At 60.0% G+C, this 19,967-nt stretch carries 16 protein-coding genes; all 16 read right to left on the minus strand.

The features are described 5' to 3' along the window. Nucleotides 1-123: 123 nt before the first annotated feature. The gene (gene ppk1, locus C7J97_RS02420; RefSeq protein WP_113991937.1) at nt 124-2,517 is read right to left on the minus strand and encodes a polyphosphate kinase 1; all 2,394 of its coding nucleotides are present in this window, start codon (nt 2,515-2,517) and stop codon (nt 124-126) included. A 53-nt stretch (nt 2,518-2,570) separates the two neighbouring features. Continuing rightward, nucleotides 2,571-2,915, minus strand: a complete 345-nt coding sequence (locus C7J97_RS02425) for a ComEA family DNA-binding protein (protein WP_015538554.1) — start codon at nt 2,913-2,915, stop codon at nt 2,571-2,573. 82 nt (nt 2,916-2,997) lie between these two features. Continuing rightward, a complete protein-coding gene (locus tag C7J97_RS02430; protein ID WP_113991939.1) occupies nt 2,998-3,825 on the minus strand; it encodes an HAD hydrolase family protein in 828 nt (275 codons plus the stop codon). Further along, a complete protein-coding gene (locus C7J97_RS02435) occupies nt 3,822-4,754 on the minus strand; it encodes an RluA family pseudouridine synthase (protein ID WP_113991940.1) in 933 nt (310 codons plus the stop codon). The genes C7J97_RS02430 and C7J97_RS02435 overlap by 4 nt, the downstream gene beginning before the upstream one ends. A gap of 3 nt (nt 4,755-4,757) precedes the next feature. Next, nucleotides 4,758-5,240, minus strand: a complete 483-nt coding sequence (gene lspA, locus C7J97_RS02440; RefSeq protein ID WP_113991941.1) for a signal peptidase II — start codon at nt 5,238-5,240, stop codon at nt 4,758-4,760. 92 nt (nt 5,241-5,332) lie between these two features. After that, nucleotides 5,333-8,128, minus strand: a complete 2,796-nt coding sequence (ileS, locus tag C7J97_RS02445; protein WP_113991942.1) for an isoleucine--tRNA ligase — start codon at nt 8,126-8,128, stop codon at nt 5,333-5,335. A 36-nt stretch (nt 8,129-8,164) separates the two neighbouring features. Beyond that, the gene (locus C7J97_RS02450) at nt 8,165-9,004 is read right to left on the minus strand and encodes a DivIVA domain-containing protein (RefSeq protein ID WP_242983419.1); all 840 of its coding nucleotides are present in this window, start codon (nt 9,002-9,004) and stop codon (nt 8,165-8,167) included. 21 nt (nt 9,005-9,025) lie between these two features. Beyond that, nucleotides 9,026-9,844 (minus strand): YlmH family RNA-binding protein, encoded by an 819-nt coding sequence (locus C7J97_RS02455; protein WP_113991944.1) that lies wholly within the window; start codon nt 9,842-9,844, stop codon nt 9,026-9,028. Next, complete coding sequence (locus tag C7J97_RS02460) at nt 9,828-10,292, minus strand: cell division protein SepF (protein ID WP_005925611.1); 465 nt, start codon at nt 10,290-10,292, stop codon at nt 9,828-9,830. Before C7J97_RS02460 ends, C7J97_RS02455 begins: the two co-directional genes overlap by 17 nt. A gap of 109 nt (nt 10,293-10,401) precedes the next feature. Beyond that, nucleotides 10,402-11,715, minus strand: a complete 1,314-nt coding sequence (locus C7J97_RS02465; protein WP_242983420.1) for a biotin/lipoyl attachment domain-containing protein — start codon at nt 11,713-11,715, stop codon at nt 10,402-10,404. Nucleotides 11,716-11,720: 5 nt separating this feature from the next. Beyond that, on the minus strand, nt 11,721-12,641 hold the full coding sequence (gene miaA / locus C7J97_RS02470) for a tRNA (adenosine(37)-N6)-dimethylallyltransferase MiaA (protein WP_113991958.1): 921 nt from the start codon (nt 12,639-12,641) through the stop codon (nt 11,721-11,723). A 13-nt stretch (nt 12,642-12,654) separates the two neighbouring features. Beyond that, the gene (gene mutL, locus C7J97_RS02475; RefSeq protein WP_113991946.1) at nt 12,655-14,799 is read right to left on the minus strand and encodes a DNA mismatch repair endonuclease MutL; all 2,145 of its coding nucleotides are present in this window, start codon (nt 14,797-14,799) and stop codon (nt 12,655-12,657) included. Between the two features lie 34 nt (nt 14,800-14,833). Then, nucleotides 14,834-17,449 carry a DNA mismatch repair protein MutS gene (gene mutS, locus C7J97_RS02480; protein ID WP_097783968.1) on the minus strand — a complete coding sequence of 872 codons (2,616 nt, stop codon included), beginning with the start codon at nt 17,447-17,449 and terminating at the stop codon, nt 14,834-14,836. A 114-nt stretch (nt 17,450-17,563) separates the two neighbouring features. Continuing rightward, nucleotides 17,564-17,971, minus strand: coding sequence for a YlbF/YmcA family competence regulator (locus C7J97_RS02485; RefSeq protein WP_005925591.1), 408 nt, complete (start codon nt 17,969-17,971; stop codon nt 17,564-17,566). A 60-nt stretch (nt 17,972-18,031) separates the two neighbouring features. Then, nucleotides 18,032-19,423, minus strand: a complete 1,392-nt coding sequence (gene miaB, locus C7J97_RS02490; protein ID WP_113991947.1) for a tRNA (N6-isopentenyl adenosine(37)-C2)-methylthiotransferase MiaB — start codon at nt 19,421-19,423, stop codon at nt 18,032-18,034. A gap of 118 nt (nt 19,424-19,541) precedes the next feature. Continuing rightward, nucleotides 19,542-19,946, minus strand: a complete 405-nt coding sequence (locus tag C7J97_RS02495; RefSeq protein ID WP_015538563.1) for a Fur family transcriptional regulator — start codon at nt 19,944-19,946, stop codon at nt 19,542-19,544. Nucleotides 19,947-19,967 lie beyond the last annotated feature (21 nt).

Here is a 19,967-nt window from a genome sequence, read left to right on the forward strand (position 1 = left end):
CCGCCCTCCTATCCCGAATAGTGTATGCACAAGCAACGGGCGGGAGAACATAAACAAAAAAACAGAGCCGTCGCACAAATTTCTGCGCAGTAGCTCTGGCTTTGATTTACATGATTTTACAGATCAGCGCCGAAAAAAGCTTCCTATGCGTTCCAGCAGGCTCTTTTTCTTGGGTGCGGTGACAACAGGCTTTACAGCCGGGCGGGGTGCAGCCGGAGCTTTGGGGGTGGGCTGCGCAGCGCGGGGCTTATTGTTCAGCATCTGCTCCAGCGCCTCGTAGTGGTCGGGCTGCTGTGCCGCCGGGGCGGCCTTCTCGGCCTTTTCCGGTGCAGGCTGGAACACATGGGGCAGCTCCTGCTTCAGCTGCTCCACGGTAACTTCCTGACAGACTGCCGCCGGTTTTTCTGCTTCCGGGGCAGGGGTGGTGCACTTCCACGGCTCGGGGCGCTGCCAGTCGTTGCGCAGCAGCTCGTACATGCCCATCTGACTGTTGACCAACGGCTCGCCCTCGGCGGGCTTTACCTTCTGGTAGTTGCCGCTGGCATCCATGACCCTAGCGTTGACATTATCCCGCAGCTGCAGCTGAAGGATATCCGTGAGTTTTTGCACCAGAGCGGGATCCTCCACCCGCACGCCCACCTCTACGCGGCACTCGGTATTGCGGGTGAGGAAGTCGCCGGAGGCAATATAAATGCGAGTGTGGGTGCCATCGAAGAAGCTATAAATGCGACCATGCTCAAGATACCGTCCCACCAGACTGCGGATGTGCAGGTTCTCGGTCTTGCCGGGCACCTCTGCGCGCACACAGCAAATGCCGCGCACGATCATATCAATGCGCACCCCGGCGCAGCTGGCTTCCTGCAATTTGAGGATGATGTCCCGGTCGCTGATAGAATTGTTTTTCAGGATCATGGAAGCCGGACGTCCCATGCGGGCGGCAGCGATAACGTGATCCATCTCGTCCAGCAGCACGCTCTTGAAGCGCAGCGGAGCCACCAACATCTTGTCGCTTTCCTCGGTGAGCTGCTGCACGGCCAGATTGCGGAACACCTTGGAGGCTTCCTCGCCGATGCGCTCGTCTGCGGTGATGAAGGAATAATCGGTATACAGCTCGCTGGTTTTTTCGTTGTAGTTGCCGGTACCGATCTGGGTGATGTAGGAGTAGCCCTCTGCTCCCTTGCGGGTGATGAGGGTCAGTTTGGAGTGCACCTTGTAGTCCTCGAAGCCGTAGATGACAGTACAGCCGGCGCTTTCCAGCTGCTTGGACCAGTCGATGTTATTCTGCTCGTCAAAGCGGGCGCGCAGCTCCACCAGCGCTACCACTTCCTTGCCGTTTTCGGCAGCTTCCATCAGCGCCTGCACGATCTGGGACTCCCGCGCCATGCGGTAGAGGGTCATCTTGATAGAGATGACGTCCGGGTCCTGTGCGGCCTTTTTGAGCATGGCGATAAAGGGGCGGATGGACTGGTACGGGTAGCTGAGCAGCACGTCATGCTTCTGTACCTCGGCAGCCAGATCATAATCCGGCGGCGGCAGCATGGGGCGTGCGGGGGCGTAGAACAGCGCCGGGTGACCCTCGGCCTCCATGCGGCCGGAAAGCTTGAAGAAGAAGCTCAGATCCAGCGGGCTCTTTTGCAAGAACACCCGCTTGCGGGTCAGTTCCAGACGGCTGCACAGCAGCCGCTCCACCTCCGGTGCGGGGGCGGGAGTGATCTGCAAACGGACAGCGGCCAGCTTGCGGCGGCGCCGGAGCAGCTCGGTCATGATCTCACGGTAATCGATATCGTGATCCATCATGCCCTCTTTTACGTCGATATCTGCGTTGCGGGTGACCCGGAACAGGCATTTTTCCTGAATAGAATCCTTGCCGAAGATGCTGGACGCATAGTGCAGCACCAGCTCCTCGGTGAGGGCAAACTGCACAGCGCCGTCCTTTTTGATGAAGTGCAGCCGTTCCATCTGGCTGGAGATAGGCACGATGCCAAGGCTCTGCTCCTGCGTGTGCTTTTCCTTGAGCAGCACGCCAAGATAGATCTCCTTGTTGCGCAAAAACGGGAACGGATGGCGGTTATCCACGATCTGCGGGCTGAGGATGGGGAACAGCTCGGACTGGAAGTATTTTTTCCAGAGATGCTCCTCTTCCTTGGTCAGGTGATCGAAATCCACCTTATGATAGCCGTTCTCTGCCAAATTTTCCAGCGCTTTTGCGTAGAATTTATCACATTCTTCCTGCAGCTGCGCCGTTTTGGGCATAATGGCGGCAAGCTGCTCGGCGGCGGTCATGTTGGTCTTGTTTTCCCGCTTTTCCTTTTTGGTCTTGCTCTGCTCAAGGTTTGCGCGCTCCTGCAAGGAGCCCACGCGCACCATGAAAAACTCGTCCAGATTGGAGCCGTAAATTGCCAGAAATTTGATCCGCTCGCCCAGCGGGACGTTCTTGTCCTTGCCCAGCGCCAGAACGCGGCGGTTGAAATCCAGCCAGCTCAGTTCGCGGTTGATAAAGATCGATTCGTCACTCATAACAATATATCTCCATATTTCCTCTTTGACCAAGGCAGCAAGCGGGGTGCGCTCTAGCGGACATACGCCTGCCCTGCCCATGAATCCACCATTGCTTGGGTAATGCCCGGCACCTGTGCCGCATCCTCCACCTGTGCAAACGGGCCGTGCCGCGCCCGGTAGTCCAGAATGGCCTGTGCATTGTGGGGGCCGACACCGGGCAGGGTGCACAAAGCGTCTGCATCGGCTGTGTTCAGTTCCACCTGCGTATACGCTGCCAGCTCCTTTGTGTCCGGCAGTGTCTGCGGCGTTTGCGCTTGCAGCGGCACTGCAAACCGGAACGCCAGCACAGCACAGACCCCTGCGGCGGCAAGACACAGCAGCAGGAACAGCTCCTCGCGGCGTTTTTTGTTTTGCATAGGCTTCTTCTCCCATTCTACCTGATTTTTTGCTAAAAAGAAAGCCCTCTGCAGAAAAATTGCAGAGGACCTTGCATAAGTTTTACACAGATTTTTCAGCAGCACGCACCATGCGGTACAAAACCTCCACGGCAGCGCCACCGGCGGCATCCGTCAGGGTGACCTGCCCGGCGGCAAGGCGCAACTCTGCCGGGGCATCGGCGGCCACTGCGCTGTGCTCCACGGTCTGCACCAGCTCCAGCATGGGCTGACCGCCCGCCAGCACCAGAACCTGCTCCGCACCCACCTGCGCCATGGTGCAGACGGTGTCCAGCATTTCCCGTCCGGAGATCCGCTTGGGGGTGAGGACAAGGGTGTCCGGGGCAATGCGCTCACCCAGCAGGGCAACATGATCCCCGATGGCCTTTTCTGCCAGCGAGATCAGGGGCACAGACTTGCTGTCCTGATACAGCAACACCCGCAGTACCTGCTCGGGGTGGATATCGGCGGCGTTTGCCAGCAGATACGGGGTCCACTCCTGCCGCAGGTGGCGCTCCAGCGCAGTGCTCATGCGCAGCACACGGGTGGTGCCGTCCTGCATCTGCACGGCAACGCCCACGCCGGGGGTATCCGGCAGGCAGGCAAAAAGCTCCTGCTGCTGGGCAAAGCTGCACAGGGGCACCCGGTTGCCGTCGGCATAGTGGTAGGCCATGGTGCCGCCGCACACCAGCGCAGGCGCAGCCAGACGCACGCTGCCCAGAATGGAGCGCACGGCACGCGGGGAGCGCTGCGAAAAAACGGTCAGTCTGCCGCCGCGGCTGCTGAACAGCTGCAAAACATCCCGCACCACCTGGGTCAGATTGCCATCCTCGCCCAGCAGCAGGTTATCCAGATCACAGAGCACCAAAGTGGATGCCAGAGAATCGTTCATGTGTTTTTCCTCCTGAGAGTTGCGAGAAAATGGGTAAAGTAGTCCGGCAGCTCGGAATCGAACCGCAGCTGCTCCCCGGTGATGGGGTGGACAAAGCCCAGCGTTTTGGCGTGCAGACACTGGCCGTGCAGGCTGGTGATGCAGTTGTGGGGGCCGTACACCGGGTCCCCTGCCACCGGGTGGTGGATGGAGGCCATGTGTACACGGATCTGATGGGTGCGGCCGGTCTTTAGGCGACATTCCAGCAGGGTGAACTCCCCCAGCCGCTCCAGCACCTTATAGCCGGTGTAGGCATACTTGGTGTGGGGCTCATTTGCCGGGTAGACCGCCATTTTTTTGCGGTCGATCTTGCTGCGGCCGAGGTTTGCTTCCACAAAGCCCTCGTCCTGCGCAAAGCCGCCGTAAACTACCGTCTGGTAGGCGCGCTCCACGCTGTGCACTGCCATCTGCTGGGAAAGGCCGATGTGGGTAGCGTCGTCCTTTGCCACCACCAGCAGGCCGCTGGTGTCCTTATCGATGCGGTGGACGATGCCAGGGCGGATCTCACCGCCAATGCCGGAAAGGCTGCCCTTGCAGTGCCACAGCAGGGCGTTGACCAGCGTGCCGTCCGGGTTGCCGGGTGCGGGGTGCACCACCATGCCCTTGGGCTTGTTGACCACCAGCAGATGGGCGTCCTCGTAGACGATCTCCAGCGGAATATCCTGCGGCACGGCCTCGATGGGCTTTGCGTCTGGGATCTCCAGCAGCACGGTGTCCCCTGCCTTGAGTTTCAGGCTTTTGGCCACGGCCTTGCCGTTACACTGCACATGCCCCTCGGCCACCAGCGCCTGCAACGCCGAGCGGGACAGGCCGGTGTCCTCGCCGCTGAGAAAGCGGTCGATACGCTGACCGGCAGTCTCCTGCTCTACGATAAATTCACGCTGTTCCATAATTTACTGCTCCTTGGAAGCGGCATCATCGGCGTGCACTTCGTCCAGAAAGATCACCAGCACCCACAGTGCCACGCCCACGCAAACGCAGATATCTGCAAAATTGAACACAGCAAAGCGCATGAACAGCAGGTTGATGTAGTCCACCACCTCGCCGTTGAGCACACGGTCGATCAGGTTGCCGATGCCGCCGCCCAGCACCAGCACCAGCGCTGCCTGCTGCAGGCGCTTGCCGCGGCTGCGGAAAAACAGGCCATAGGCGACCGCCAGCAGCGCCGCGCTTGTGGCGATGATCAGGAACAGCTGCTTGCCGCTGAGCAGGCTGAAAGCCATGCCCGGATTGAGCACGAACCGCAGCTCCACCACATGGGGGATGAACGGCATAGCGCCTACCGGCTGCAAAACCTGCACCGCCCACAGTTTGATCAGCTGGTCAATGCCGATCAGCGCAGCCACAGCTGCCAGATTGAAGAGTACAAATGCCATTAGCTACCTCGTTTCTGTTATAAAAAACGGCGCTCCCCGTTCAAGGGAGCGCCGCCCTTTTTACAAAACAGATTTGTATTGATGCGGGACGCTTATGCTTCCACAACGCTGGCGCAGCGTGCGCACAGGGTGGGGTGTGCGGGGTGGCTGCCGATGGAAGCAGAGTACTTCCAGCAGCGCTCACACTTGTCGCCGGTGGCGTGTGCAGCTGCAACGCCCAAGCCCTCGACAGCGCTGGCAGCGCCGCCCTCGCCCTTGACCAGTTCCACATGGGAGACGATCATCAGGTCGGCCAGCTCGTCCATGGGGATGCTGTTCAGCAGGTCATAGACGGCATCGCTGCAGTACAGGGTGACGGAGGCCTCCAGAGATGCACCGATGAGCTTTTCGGCACGGGCCTGCTCCAGCACCTTCTTGACCTCGTCGCGCACGGCGATGAGCTGTGCCCACTTTGCCTTGAAGGCATCGTCGGCGGCGTACTGGCCAGCCTTGGGCATCTGCTCGAACACCACATACTTGTTCATGCCCTCGGTCTTGGGCATGAAGTCCCAGATCTCCTGACTGGTGAAGCACAGGATGGGGGCAATGATCTTGTCCAGAGCAACAAGGATCTTGTACATGGTAGTCTGGGCGGCCTTGCGGGCGGTGCCGTTGGTGCAGTACAGACGATCCTTGGTGACGTCCAGATAGAAGTTGGACATGGCCACCACGCAGAAGTTGTACACAGCGTGGTAGACCTTGTTGAAGTCGTACACAGCGTAGCCAGCGTTGGTGTTGACGATCAGGTCATCCAGCGCAGCCAGTGCCCAGCGGTCGATATCCTGCAGCTGATCGTCTGCAACACAATCGGTGTTGGGGTCAAAGCCGTCCAGATTGCCCAGAATGAAGCGGGCAGTGTTGCGGATCTTGCGGTAAGCCTCGCTGAGCTGCTTGAAGATGTTCTTACCGGCGCGCACATCCACGGTGTAGTCGGAAGAAGCCACCCACAGACGGATGATGTCTGCGCCGTAGTCCTTGATGATCTCGCTGGGCTCCACGCCGTTGCCGGCGCTCTTGTGCATCTGCTTGCCCTGCTCGTCCACAACCCAGCCGTGGCACAGCACGGACTTATAGGGTGCGCAGCCCTTGCTTGCAACGCTGGTCAGCAGGCTGGACTGGAACCAGCCGCGGAACTGGTCGCCGCCTTCCATATACATATCGGCGGGGAAACGCAGCTCGGGGCGCTCGTCCAGCACGGCAGCATGGGTGGAGCCGGAGTCGAACCAGACGTCCATGATGTCGGAATCCTTCTCCCACTCGGAAGCGCCGCACTTCTCGCACACTTCGCCTGCGGGGATGATCTGCTCGGCATCGTACTTATACCATGCGTCAGAGCCTTCCTTGCGGAACAGGGCGCTGACAGCCTTGATGGTAGCATCGGTGATGTGGTAGGTGCCGCACTTCTTGCAGTAGAAGGCGGGGATAGGCACGCCCCAAGTGCGCTGGCGGCTGATGCACCAGTCGTTGCGGTCGCGCACCATGCCGGTCATGCGGTCATGGCCCCAATCCGGCATCCAAGTGACGGTATCAATGGCCTTGTACACATCCTCGCGGAACTTGGCAATGGAGCAGAACCACTGCTCGGTAGCGCGGAAGATGATGGGATGATGGCAGCGCCAGCAGTGGGGGTACTGGTGCTTGATGTGCACCTGACCCATCACAGCGCCGGAAGCAGTCAGGTCGGCCAGAATGGTCTTGTTGGCTGCCCACACGCGCTGCCCAGCGTACTTGCCGGCCAACTCGGTCAGATAGCCGCCGTCATCCACGGGCACCGTGATGGGCACCTGCGGATACTTCTGGCAGACGTTGAAGTCGTCCACGCCGTGACCGCCTGCGGTATGAACGCAGCCGGAACCGCTTTCCAGCGTGACGTGGTCGCCCAGAATGACCCAGCCCTCCTTGGGCAGGTAGACGTGGTTATAGCGCATCAGCTCGAACTCAGCGCCGGAAACGGGCTCGCCCACGATCTCGTAGTTCTCGATGTGGCAGGCGTCCATGACGCTCTTGACCAGATCGGTCGCCATGATGTGGTACTCCTCGCCGATCTTGACGAAAGAATACTCGAACTGACCGTTCAGGCAGATAGCCTCGTTGGCGGGCAGGGTCCAAGTGGTGGTGGTCCAGATGACGAAGTAGGTCTTATCCATGGGGATGCCGTACTTTGCCAGCACACCGTTGGGGTCCTGCGAGACGTGGAAGCGCACAAAGATGGAATCGCAGTCGTCCTCGCCGTACTCGATCTCGGCCTCAGCCAGTGCGGTGCGGCAGTCCGGGCACCAGTACACAGGCTTCAGACCCTTGTAGATGTAGCCCTTCTTGGCCATCTCGCCGAAGATTTCGATCTGACGTGCCTCAAACTCCGGCTTCAGGGTCAGGTAGGGGTGCTCGAAGTCACCGATAACGCCCAGACGCTTGAACTGGTCGCTCATGATGTCGATGTGCTCGGTGGCAAACTTTTCACAAATCTGGCGCAGCTCCAGCTTGGAGATGTCCTTCTTCTTGTCACCCACCGAGGACAGGGCCTTCAGCTCAATGGGCAGGCCGTGGGTATCAAAACCGGGCACATAGGGAGCCTGATAGCCCTCCATGTTCTTTTCGCGGATGATGATATCCTTGATGATCTTGTTCAGGGCGGTGCCCATGTGGATGTTGCCGTTTGCATACGGAGGGCCGTCGTGCAGAATGAACAGGGGCTTGCCCTCGTTGTGCTTCATGAGCTGGTTGTACAGGTCGTTGTCGTCCCAGTCCTTGAGCATGACCGGTTCCTTTTTGGGCAGACCGGCGCGCATCTCAAACAGGGTCTTGGGCAGGTTCAACGTACTGTCGTACTGCGATTTGTTCTTAGCCAATGGTTTACACTCTCCTCTATTTTTGCGTTGGGTGCCTTACTCGCTGAACTTTACGCCCTGAAAAGCGTCGTAGTCCGGCTCGTCCGGCTTCATATCAGCAGGAGGCGGGTCCAGCTTGAGCTGGCTTTCGTCCTTTGCCCAGAAATCCTCGCTGCTGTCAGCCGCCTTGTCGTCATCGGCAGGGGCGGCAGGTTCGGTGGTTTCGGTCATTTCGGCAGGTTGCTCGGCCGGGGCTGCTGCGGCATCGGCTGCGGGGGCAGTCTCGGGCTGTGCGGCGGGCTGCTCTGCGGCAGCTTCCTGCACAGGCTCGGCATCCTGTACGGGGGCGTCCTTTTCGGCTTCCTTAGCGTCCTTCTGGAACTCCGGCAGACGGCTCAAAGACTCCACATGGCTGCGGTACAAATTGAGCACATCCGCCTTGAAGCGGGTGACCTCCAGACGGACGCGGTCGTACTCCCGCTCTTCAGCCAGACGCTTCTCGTTGGCTTCGTTCTCGATCTCGTCTGCGCGGTCGCTTGCCTTTTGCAGCAGCTCGTTGGCGTCGCGGATGATATCATCGCCCCGCAGATTTGCGCGGTGAATGATCTCCTCAGCCTTCTGGTTTGCTTCACGGATCACGTTTTCGCCCATGCGCTGGGCGTTGATCAGCGCGCTCTTGAGCATATCGCCGTCGGCCTCAAAGCTTTGCAGCTCATCCTTGAGCTTCTGGTTCTCTGCGGTCAGATCAGCGATCTGCTTGCGCAGCTGCTCTGCCTGCGCATCGTTCTGCTGCAGCTGCTCCTCGACCTTGTCCAGAAAACGATCCACGTCCTCTGTACGGTAGCCGCGGAGGTTTTTTTCAAATTGTACAGAGCGGACATCCTGCGGGGTCAGCATAGTCATTTCCTCCCATAGCTTTTAATATTGAAAGAACTCAATGATCGAACGATCTTTTTTACTTTTCCCGGGCAATGCAGTCAGCCGGAAGCGGCCCTTGCCGCGCACGGTGAACACATCCTGCTCGTATACGGGGGCATGGGGTTTTTCCACCGGCAGATGGTTGATCTCTACCCTGCCCGCCTCGATCAGCTCCGCAGCGGTGCCGCGGCTGACGTGCAGCATGGCAGAGAGTACCGCGTCCAGCCGCAGGGAGGACACAGTGGCGGTGAGCAGCTGCCGCTCCGGTGCCGGGAAAGCCGGGATCTCTTCCGACTCCAGCAGATGGGTGGACACCTCTGTGCGTCCCGCCTGACACAGCTCCCGGCAGATAAGCTTTGCCGCCGGTTCCAGTGCGAACACATAGGCTGTGCCCGGCGCATCGGCAGGCAGCAGGATATCGCCCAGCGCCTCGCGCTTGAGGGCAAGCCCCATCAGGCTGCCCAGATAATCCTTGTGCGCGGGGAGCGCCGCACCGGGCAGTGCCCGGCATTGCAGCTGTACGCAGCGCACCGGACACTCGCCGTAGCTGTACTCCGGCTCCAGACAGAGCACCCTGCGCTCGGCCTCGGGCCAGCCGCCGTCAAGACGCCAGCCGTCCCGCACACCGGCACGCCCCAGTGCCGCCCGGGCAAGATCCTGTTCCCGGTCGCTGAGGAATGCAGAGTACCGGGCTATGCCGCGGGAAAAAGCCGCATCGGCAAGATCCTCGATATGCCGCATAAGGTAGCGTTCCTCATCGTTGCGGGCGGGCACAAAGCCCCGTACCGCACCGGCTGCTGGATCAATAGAATGCGCCATTGTTCTCCAGCTCGTCCAGCAGATCGCCCATAATATCTACGTTGTACGGGGTAATGATAAAGGTGCTGTTGGCTACGCGCTTGATCTGGCCGTTGTTGGCGTAGGCCACGCCGGACAAAAAGTCTACCAGACGGCGGGAAACCTCCTTGTTGGTGGACTCCAGGTTCAGCACCACGGTACGCTTGTTGTTCAGATGATCGGCAATGGTGCTGGCATCCTCGAACCGCTCGGGCTTGACCAGAACCACCTTGAGCTGGGTGGTGGCATGGATGTTGACCACCTTGTTCTTCTTGCTGGTGCCCTCGGCAGGCTCTTCGGTCTCTTCGTCCATCCCGATGCCAACGCCGCTGTTGTTGTTCACCATCTGGGGGCCGTCATCGATGTACTGGTCCTCGTACTCGTCCCCTTCGCCCATCAGGCCCTTCTTAATGCTATCCAGCAAAGACATAATTATCTGCTCCTTTCATTCGGGCAGCGCCCGGCTGCCTGGCGTTCTTTGCAAAAAGAATGCAAATAGCTTTTACTATTATCTGATTTTTTGCAGCAGATGTCAATAACTACAAAAGTTTTCCGTCATATAAATTTTGTCCGGAGACGATTATTTCGTCATAAAGCCTTACCTGACTGACAGAACCGTCCGTTCCCTTGGGCAAAACAAGGATGTAATCGTCTTCCGAGATCAGCGGATGGTCGGCATCCACCGGGTCGATCTTACAGAAACGGGCGATGTTGCCGTACTTGACGTACACGCCGGGAATATAGTTTTCGCCCTGCGTCTCGGCCTCGGTGCCGTCCTCCTTGAGGTAGTGCACCGCTGCGGCGGGAACCCGCAGGCCGGTGCTCTCGCCGGTGCTGATGCGTGCGCGGGCGTGGTTGAGGCACAGCACATCGCCGTTGATGGAGTTGCATTGCAGCACAAAGCGGGCAACATCCTTTTCTGCATCAATGGTCACCTCGGAAACGGTGGCGCGCAAGGCGGCATCGCTCTGGCCGGGGAAGCTGATCTCCACCGCCGTGCGCAGGGGCTTACCGTCCGAGCCCAGCAGCTTTTCGGCCTGCTTTGCGGAGCACACCCCGGCGTACTGCCAGCTGAACCCGGCTACCAGCTTGCCTACACAGCCATCCAGCGGCATCTCGGGGTCAGAGTCCAGATAGGCCTTGAGCTGCTCCGGACTCTGCGCCAGAATGTCCGCAGCACCGGCGTTCAGCCGTCCGCTGCTGGCAGCCCGGACAAAGTAGCCGGTGGTAGGGGCGGTGATCTGGGTGGGGTTGCCCAGCTGTGCCTGCACGGTCTGTGCCTGCTGGGCAAGCAGCGCGATCTGATCCGCAAAGCCGGCGGTATCGCCGGTGGTGATCCACAGCTTGTTCTGCGCCAGCAAATAGGCATCGGTGCTTTCGTCCACATCGCTGTATTGGGCGGTGTCCAGTGCGTCCAGCAGGTCATACAGCGCACCGGAGCGCTCCTTGAGCAGGCCGTCCAGCTGGGTGGCTGCGGTGTTCTGGGAGCGCTGCAACAGGTCGATCTGGCTGGTAAGCTGGGTCAGCTGCTGGCGCAGCACCGCCTGATTGGCGTCGGTATACAGCTCTGCAACGGCAGTGCCTGCCGACACCCGCTCGCCGTCCGAGACAAGGTAACCCAGATTGCCGCTGCCGGAAATGCAGGTCTCGTCAAACAGCAGCACGCCGTCCGCTTCAATGGTATCGGAGATGGTGATGGGCAGCGCCGTTTCGTAGACGTTCTGGGGGAAAAGGATGTGCGCCGCCTGCCAGCAGACATACGCTGCCGCCGCCAGCAAAAAGGCGGCCAGCACAGCCGCCAGCGTGGTAAGCGCAGAAAACTTGTGGCGCGGTTCCTGAGGGGTTTCCGGCATAAGGATCATCCTTTCAATAAAAAGTCTTGGGTCAGGCGCAAAGCGGTCTGCCGCACGTCCGCCGCCCCGGCGTCCAGCCATGTAACCCCGTCCATGTGGCGGAACCATGTCAGCTGGCGCTTGGCGTAGTTGCGGGAGGCCTGTTTGAGCTTTTCAGTGCAGACCTCAAGCGTGGCGGTCTGCTGGAAATACGGAAAAAATTCTTTATAGCCGATGGCCTGTGCGGCGGTGCGGAAGGCTTCGCGGTTATGCCAGACGTATTCTGCCTCGGCCAAAAGCCCGGCCTCCAGCATTTTGTCCACCCGCAGGTCGATGCGGCGGTACAGCGCTGCGCGGTCCGGGAAATCCAGCCCCAGCACAAGGCTGCGGTAGGGGCGCTCCGGCGGCAGCGAATCGGCCTTTTGTTCGCTGAGACGCTTGCCAGTGGCGCGGTAGTGTTCCAGCGCCCGCAGCACCCGTACCTTATTATTGGGGTGGATGGCAGCGGCGGCTTCCGGGTCCACGGCTTGCAGTTTTGCGTACATGGCTTCCGGGCCGTTGGCTTCCAGTTCAGCGGTCAGCTGCTCGCGCAGACCATCCGGGGCTTTTTCGGCGGTGAAGCGCACCCCATACAAAAGGCTCTGCACATACAGTCCGGTGCCGCCTACCAGCAGCGGCAGATGCCCCCGGGCAGTGATATCCTGGATATACTCCCCTGCCAGCGCGGTGAAATCCGCCACGCTGAAGGTCTTTTCCGGAGTGAGGATGTCCACGCCGTGGTGCGGGATGCCGCAGGTCTCCTGCGGGGTGACCTTAGCGGTGCCCACATCCAGACCTTTGTAGATCTGCATAGAGTCGGCGCTGATGACCTCGCCGGAAAACTGCTGCGCCAGCGCAACGCCCAGCGCGGTCTTGCCGGTGGCGGTGGGGCCTACCACAGCCACCACGGCGGGTTTTGCATTACACGATGCGTCCAAACTGCTTTTCCAACTCCTTTCGGGTAAGCTTGAGCACGCAGGGACGGCCATGGGGGCAGAAGGGCGGCACCTCGCCGGAGAGAATCTTCTCGGCCAGTGCCATAAGCTCCTGCGGGGAGGACTTGTCCCCCGCCTTGATGGCGGCGCGGCAGGAGATGGAGTGCAATACCCACTCGGTGTGCTCGTTCAGCGCGTCCCGGCTGCCCTTGAGCAGGCGGTCGGCGATCTCTACCAATAGATCCTCGGCATTCTGCGGCTCTACGTCCGCAGGCACAGCGCGCAATAGCACCGTACTGCCGCCAAAGTCCGCCACATCCAGCCCGGCGTTTTCCAGCAGGGGGAGGTTTTCCAGCAGCGCCTGCTTTTCCTCTGCAGAGAGGTCGATGGCGGCGGGCTGCAACAACAGCTGGCTGGGCACGTTGCCGTAGTTCGCAGCCAGCTTTTCGTACAGCTGACGCTCGTGGGCAGCGTGCTTATCGATCAGACACAGCTCGTCTCCCCGCTCTGCCAGAATATAGGTGCGGAATACTTCGCCCACATACCGCAGCGGCTCTTCCCCCTGCGGCACATCAAAACCCAGCTGTTCCGGCTGCTCGGACTGCACCGGTTCCTCCGGCTGATAGGGCACCGTTGCAACTTCAATCTCCGGGGCAGCGGGCATGGTGTTCCATGCCGCCATGTGATCCAACAGCGGATCGGCTGCGGCGTCCGTCTCCGGGTGCACATCCAGCTGTGCCTCAGCAGCGGCTGCCCGGAAGGGCTGCGGTGCGGGCTGGACTTCGGTTGCATCTGGTTTTTCCGGGCTGTGGAGGGTGACCACCGGGTCCAGGATATCCTCTGCGGGGCCAGACTGCCGCCACGGGGGCACGGCAGCAGCCGCGCGGGCAGGCTGTGCGGGCTGTACCGGCGGGGTGTTCGCGGTAAAAGCGGTGATTTTCACCGCAGCAGCAGCGGGGCGCTGTGGCTGCGGAGCTTCCCAACGCTGCGCGGGCAGCGTGCCGGGGTCTGCCTGACCCGGAATGACGGCAGAAAGTCCTGTAAAGTGATTATTCTTTACAGTATTTTCGCTCTGAGTATCGTTTTCTTTTTCAGTTTTCTCTTTTTCGTCTGCTTCAAAGGTGAAGCGGCGCTCCCCGGTGCCGGGCTGTGCCAGCGCCAGCTTGACCGCATGGTAAACGACATCGAACACGTCATTTTCCCGGGCAAAGCGGGCTTCAATCTTTGCAGGGTGGACATTGACGTCCACAAGGTCGGTGGGCATTTCCAGCAGCAGGATGCCGCCCGGGAACTTGCCCTGCATGGTCGTACCCTTAAAGGCCATTTCCATGCCCGCCATGATGGTGCGGTTGCGCACATAGCGGCCATTGATGTAGAAATGCTGCATACTGCGGCTAGCGCGGCAGCTCTTGGGCGGGGTGATCAGACCGGTGACCCGGTACAGCCCTTCCTCGGAGTGCACCTCGATAAGGTCGCGGCTGAACTCCCGCCCCAGCACCGCGTAGGCAGCGCTGCGCAGCTGTCCATCGCCGGGGGTGACGTATTGCAGCTTGCCTTCCCGGATGAACTTGACACTGACCTCCGGGTGGCTGAGCGCCACATGACCCACGTTATCTGCCACAAAGGTGCCCTCGCTGGAGTCCTTTTTGAGGAACTTCATGCGGGCGGGGGTGTTGTAGAACAGGTCCTGCACCCGGATGGTGGTGCCCACAGCACGGGCGGCAGGCTCCCTGCCCTGCTCCTCACCGCCGGAGATGCGGTAGCAGGTGGCAAACTCGTCCACCTCGGTGCGGGTGAGCAACTCTACCCGCGCCACGCTGGCAATGGAAGCCAGTGCTTCACCCCTGAAGCCCAGTGTGTGGATGCTGTTCAGGTCATCCGGCTTTTCAATTTTGCTGGTGGCGTGGCGGATGAAAGCCGTTGGGATATACTCAGCATCAATACCGGTGCCGTTATCGCTGATCTCGATCAGCTTTACGCCGCCGGACTCGATGCTTACGGTGACCTGCGTTGCACCGGCGTCGATGGAGTTTTCCAAAAGCTCCTTGACCACCGATGCGGGGCGCTCCACCACCTCACCGGCGGCAATCAGCTCCGCAGTATGTTTATCCAGAACATGGATGACTGCCATGGTCTTTTCCCTCCCCTGTGGTTGATTTTTACGGTCAGCCGTTCAGGCTGCCCTTGAGGGTCTTTTTCAGCTCGTACAAAAAGTTCAGCGCTTCAATGGGAGTAAGCGTTTCCACATCCACAGCCTCCAGTTTTTCCATCATTTCGCTGGGCACTGCCGGGGAATTGTACTCCTGCAAGGCGTCAAAATCCATCTGCTCTACCTTGTTTTTGGGCGCAGAGGCCTCCAGCGTACGCAGCACTTCGTGGGCGCGGCGGGTCACGCTGCCGGGCAGACCGGCCAGCTTTGCCACCTCGATGCCGTAGCTGTCGTCGGCGGGGCCGCGCACGATGCGCCGCAGGAAGGTGATGTCCTCGCCGCGCTTTTTGACCGCAATATTGTAGTTTTTTACGCCCTCTACGGTGCCTTCCAGCTCGGTCAGCTCGTGGTAATGGGTGGCGAACAGGGTCTTGCAGCCCAGCCCCTTGGCGGGGTCTGCGATATGCTCCACCACGGCGCGGGCGATGCTCATGCCGTCAAAGGTGGAGGTGCCGCGGCCGATCTCATCCAGCACCACAAGACTTTTGGCAGTGGCATTTTTCAGGATCTCCGCTACCTCGGTCATCTCCACCATAAAGGTAGACTGACCTGCGGCAAGGTCGTCCGAGGCACCGATGCGGGTGAAGATGGCGTCCACCACGCCCACATGACAGCTGGCTGCCGGCACAAAGGAGCCGATCTGCGCCATCAGCGCAATGAGGGCATTCTGACGCATATAAGTGGATTTACCCGCCATATTGGGGCCGGTGATGATGAGGCAGCGGTCGGTGGTGCAGTTGAGGGTGGTATCATTGGGCACAAACATACTGCCCTTGAGCACCTGCTCCACCACCGGGTGACGCCCCTCGGTGATGGTCAGCACATCGCTGTCGTCCACCACGGGGCGGCAGTAGTTGTTTTCCGCAGCGACCTGCGCCAGCGCAGCCAGCACATCCAGCTGAGCAATGGCGTTAGCGGTGCGCTGGATGCGATCCAGCTGGGCACCAATGCTCTCCAGCAGTTCGTCAAACAGGCGGCGTTCCAGCGAGATGAGCCGCTCGTGCGCGCCAAGAATTTTGCTTTCCAGCTCCTTCAGTTCCTGCGTGATGTAACGCTCGCCGGAGGTGAGGGTCTGCTTGCGGATATAAGTCTCCGGCACAAGGTTTTTGTAGGAGTTGCTCACCTCGATGAAGTAGCCGAACACATGGTTATAGCCAATTTTCAGCTTGGGGATGCCAGTCTCCTGCCGCAGGCGGGCTTCCAGCTGTGCCAGCACGCCCTTGGTGTTATCGCGGATGGAGCGCAGCTCGTCCACCTCGGCATGGTAGCCCTTGGCGATGACACCGCCATCCTTGAGGGTGGAGGGGGCGTCCGGGTCTACTGCGGCATAAATGCGCGCCTTGATATCCTCCAGCGGGTCGATACTTGCGGCCAGCTCGGCAAGCTCCGGGCAGTTGCAGCCCTCTGCCTGCTTGCGCAGACCGGGCAGACGGTCACAGGTCTGGGCAAGGGTGTAGATCTCCTTGGGGGTTGCAGAGCCGTACACCGTGCGGGTCATCAGGCGCTCCAGATCCGCAATGTAGTGCAGTTCTTCGGTCAGGTCGCCGCGCACCATGGTCTGGCGCACCAGCGCCTCCACAGCGTTCAGGCGGTGGTTGATGAGCTGGCTGGAAATAAGCGGCTGCTCGATCCAGCTGCGCAGCATCCGCTTGCCCATGGCAGTGCTGGTCTTATCCAGCACCCACAGCAGGGTACCGCGCTTTTCGCGTCCGCGCAGGGTCTCGGTCAGCTCAAGGTTTGCCCGGGTAACCGGCGAAAGCCGCATGAACTGGGCTTCGTTGTAAGTAATGACCGTCTTTAACCGCTCCACACCCTTGATCTGGGTATCGTGCAGGTATTCCAGCAGGGCGGCCATAGCAAAGCGCACAAGGCCCTCGGCAGCTATGCCGGTGGTCTGCGGCCAGTCGCGGCCAAACTGTTCTTCCAGCGCAGAGGCCACCAGCCCCGGCGCATAGCGCTCGTCCTCGACCAGTTCCACCGAGCAGTTCATGTTCTTTTTGATGTAGGCGGTCACCTCGCGGCAGTCCAGCAGGCCGGGATTCAGCAGCACCTCGCTGGGGTGGTAGCGGCACAGCTCGGTAATGACCGCCGGGGCGATCTTATCCGCCGTCAGTTCGGTGATATGCGCCGTACCGGTGGAAACGTCCGCAAAGCACAGGCCCGCCTTTTTGCCCTTGAGGTACAGGCTGGCAATGTAGTTGTTGCGGTCGTCCTGCAGCATACTGCTCTCGATGACCGTACCGGGGGTGACCACCCGGATGATGTCCCGCTTGACAAGGCCTTTCGCCTTGGCGGGGTCCTCCACCTGCTCACAGATAGCCACCTTATAGCCCTTGGCGATCAGGCGCGCCACATAGCCCTCGTAGCTGTGGAAGGGCACGCCGCACATGGGGGCGCGCTCCGCAAGGCCGCACTGCTTGCCGGTAAGGGTAAGATCCAGCTCCCGGGACGCCGTGACGGCATCGTCGAAGAACATCTCGTAAAAATCGCCGATGCGGTAAAAAAGAATTTCGTCCTTGTGTTGATTTTTGATCTCAAGATACTGCTGCATCATGGGCGAAAGCTCTGCCATGGTTTTTCCTCTTTCCCTTGTATGGTTCCGTCAGCCGGTTTGCGGGCTGTAACCGCCGGTGCAAACAAAACGCGGTCTGTGTTGCACAGCCGCGTTCCGGTCAAAAAAGTTTGCTCAGTGGCAGCCGCCGCAGGTGGAACAGCTGCCGGTGCAGGAGGCAGAAGGCTCCTGCACGGTCATGGGGTCGCCGCCGTTCATGGCGGTGTTGATGATGGCGTCGATATAGTTGACCAGGTTCTCGCACTCACGCTTGGCCTCGTTGTATGCCACCATGCCCTCGTTGCCCATGATCTGACCGTAGAGGCTGTTCACCTTCTCGTTCAGCTCAGCGATGCGGGCGTCATCGCGCTCGTTCTTGCCGATCTCGTTGTTCAGGTCCATGCGGGCCAGATTGAACTCGCCGATCAGGTTCTGCAGTTCCTCATCCTTGTCGTTTGCCTTGCGGGCCTGATCCAGAATGACGTAGCGGGGGTCGGTCTGAAGTGCCATAGCGGCACGCTTGAAAAGATCAATGCAATCCATGATTGGGTTCTCCTTGTTGTTTTTATTCTTTCTGGGGCAGTTTGCCCCGGAATCACATTTTTATGCTTCCACTTCACCCAGCAGCACGGTGGCGCGGGCACCGGTAAGATGTACAGTCGCGTAGCTGCCCAGCAGTGCCGGGTCGGCGGCAAACTCCACGGTCAGGTTATTGTCCAACCGGCCGGAAAGGGTGCCTTCATTACGCCCGAAGCCTTCCACCAATACCCGGACGGTCTGCCCCACCTGCGCCTTGACCAGCGCCATGGCGATCTCGTCCTGCGTAGCCAGCAGGCGGGTCATGCGGTCGGTCTTTTCCTTGCGGGGGGTGGGGTCCGGCATTTCGGCAGCCTTGGTGCCAGTGCGCTTGGAGTAGATAAAGGTGAACAGCTGCATATAGCCCACCTTGCGCACCAGTTCCAGCGTTTTTACAAAGTCCTCCTCGGTCTCGCCGGGGAAGCCCACGATGATATCGCTGGAGAAGGTGATGCCGGGCACGGTCTTGCGGGCGTAATCGATGAGCTCCAGATACTGCTCCACCGTATAGTGGCGGTTCATCTGCTGCAAAAGCCGGTCGGAACCGCACTGCACCGGCAGATGCAGGTGCTTGCACAGCTTCGGCTGGGCGGCGATGGTATCGATCAGCTTATGGCTGGCGTCCTTGGGGTGGCTGGTCATAAAGCGGATATGATAATCGCCAGGCACGGTGCACAGCAGGTTGAGCAGGTCGGAGAAATCGATCTGTTCCTCCAGCCCCTTACCGTAGCTGTTCACGTTCTGACCCAGCAGGGTGATTTCCTTATAGCCCGCTTCCACAAGGCTGCGGAACTCCGCAAGGATATCGCCGGGCTTGCGGCTCTTCTCGCGGCCGCGGACGTAGGGCACGATGCAGTAGGTGCAGAAGTTATCGCAGCCGTACATGATGGGCAGCCATGCGCGGAACTCGCTCTCGCGCCGGATGGGAATGTTCTCCACGATGACCGGACGCTGTGCGGGGTCCAGCAGCACCCGCTTATGCTTTTGCAGTTTCTGGGCGATCAGCTGCGGCAGGGTGTCGATGCCGTCCACGCCGAACACCAGATCCACATAGGGGTAGCTCTTGCGCAGCTTTTCCACAACATGCTTCTGGTTGGCCATGCAGCCGCACAGGCCGATGATAAGGCCGGGCTTTTTTTCCTTAAGGCCCTTCAGCGCGCCCACGTTGCCGAACACCCGCTGCTCGGCGTGCTCACGCACGGCGCAGGTGTTGAACAAGATCAGGTCGGCATCCTCGGGCTTATCGCACAGGCCGTAGCCGATATCCACCAGCACGCCTTTAATGCGCTCGCCGTCGTTGACGTTCTGCTGACAGCCGTAGCTGTGCACAAAGGCCAGCGGCGGGGTGTCGTAGGTCTGCCGCACCAGCTCGGCGGCAACGGTATTATGTTCAAAGTTAATGTATTCCAAGCAAACCATCCTTCTCCGCCGGGCAGGGTAGCCCCGTGCGGCGAAACTCTATTTTCTGCCATTCTATAAAAGACACTCTTTAGTATACCCTGTTTGGCCGCTGCGGGCAAGAGGAAACACGCAAATTTTATGCCTGTTTAGCCGCTGCCGCCTCTGCATCCTGCCTGCGGCAGCACTCTTCGCACACGCCCAGCAGCACCACGGCACAATCCTGCACCCTGCCCTTCTGGTTTTTGACCAGCTCCATCACCTGTTTTCCGTCCACCTCTGCATCGGTGACGCCGCCGCAGACGGTGCAGTACAAATGGCTGTGCCACGGCAGGGTGTGGTCAAAGCGGTCCGCCTTGCCGGGAATGGACACCCGGCGCACCCGCCCGGCTTCCACCAGACTGTTCAGGTTGCGGTATACTGTGCCAAGGCTCAGATTCGGGCACTCCTGCGCGGCTTTATCGTAGATTTCTTCCGCAGTCGGGTGGTCGCACAGCTGCTGCACCGTCTGCATGACAAGCTCCCGCTGTTTTGAGTAACGCATATCCATCCTCCTTTTTCACAC

Origin of the sequence: Faecalibacterium prausnitzii (assembly GCF_003324185.1) — a bacterium.
GTDB lineage: Bacteria > Bacillota > Clostridia > Oscillospirales > Ruminococcaceae > Faecalibacterium > Faecalibacterium prausnitzii.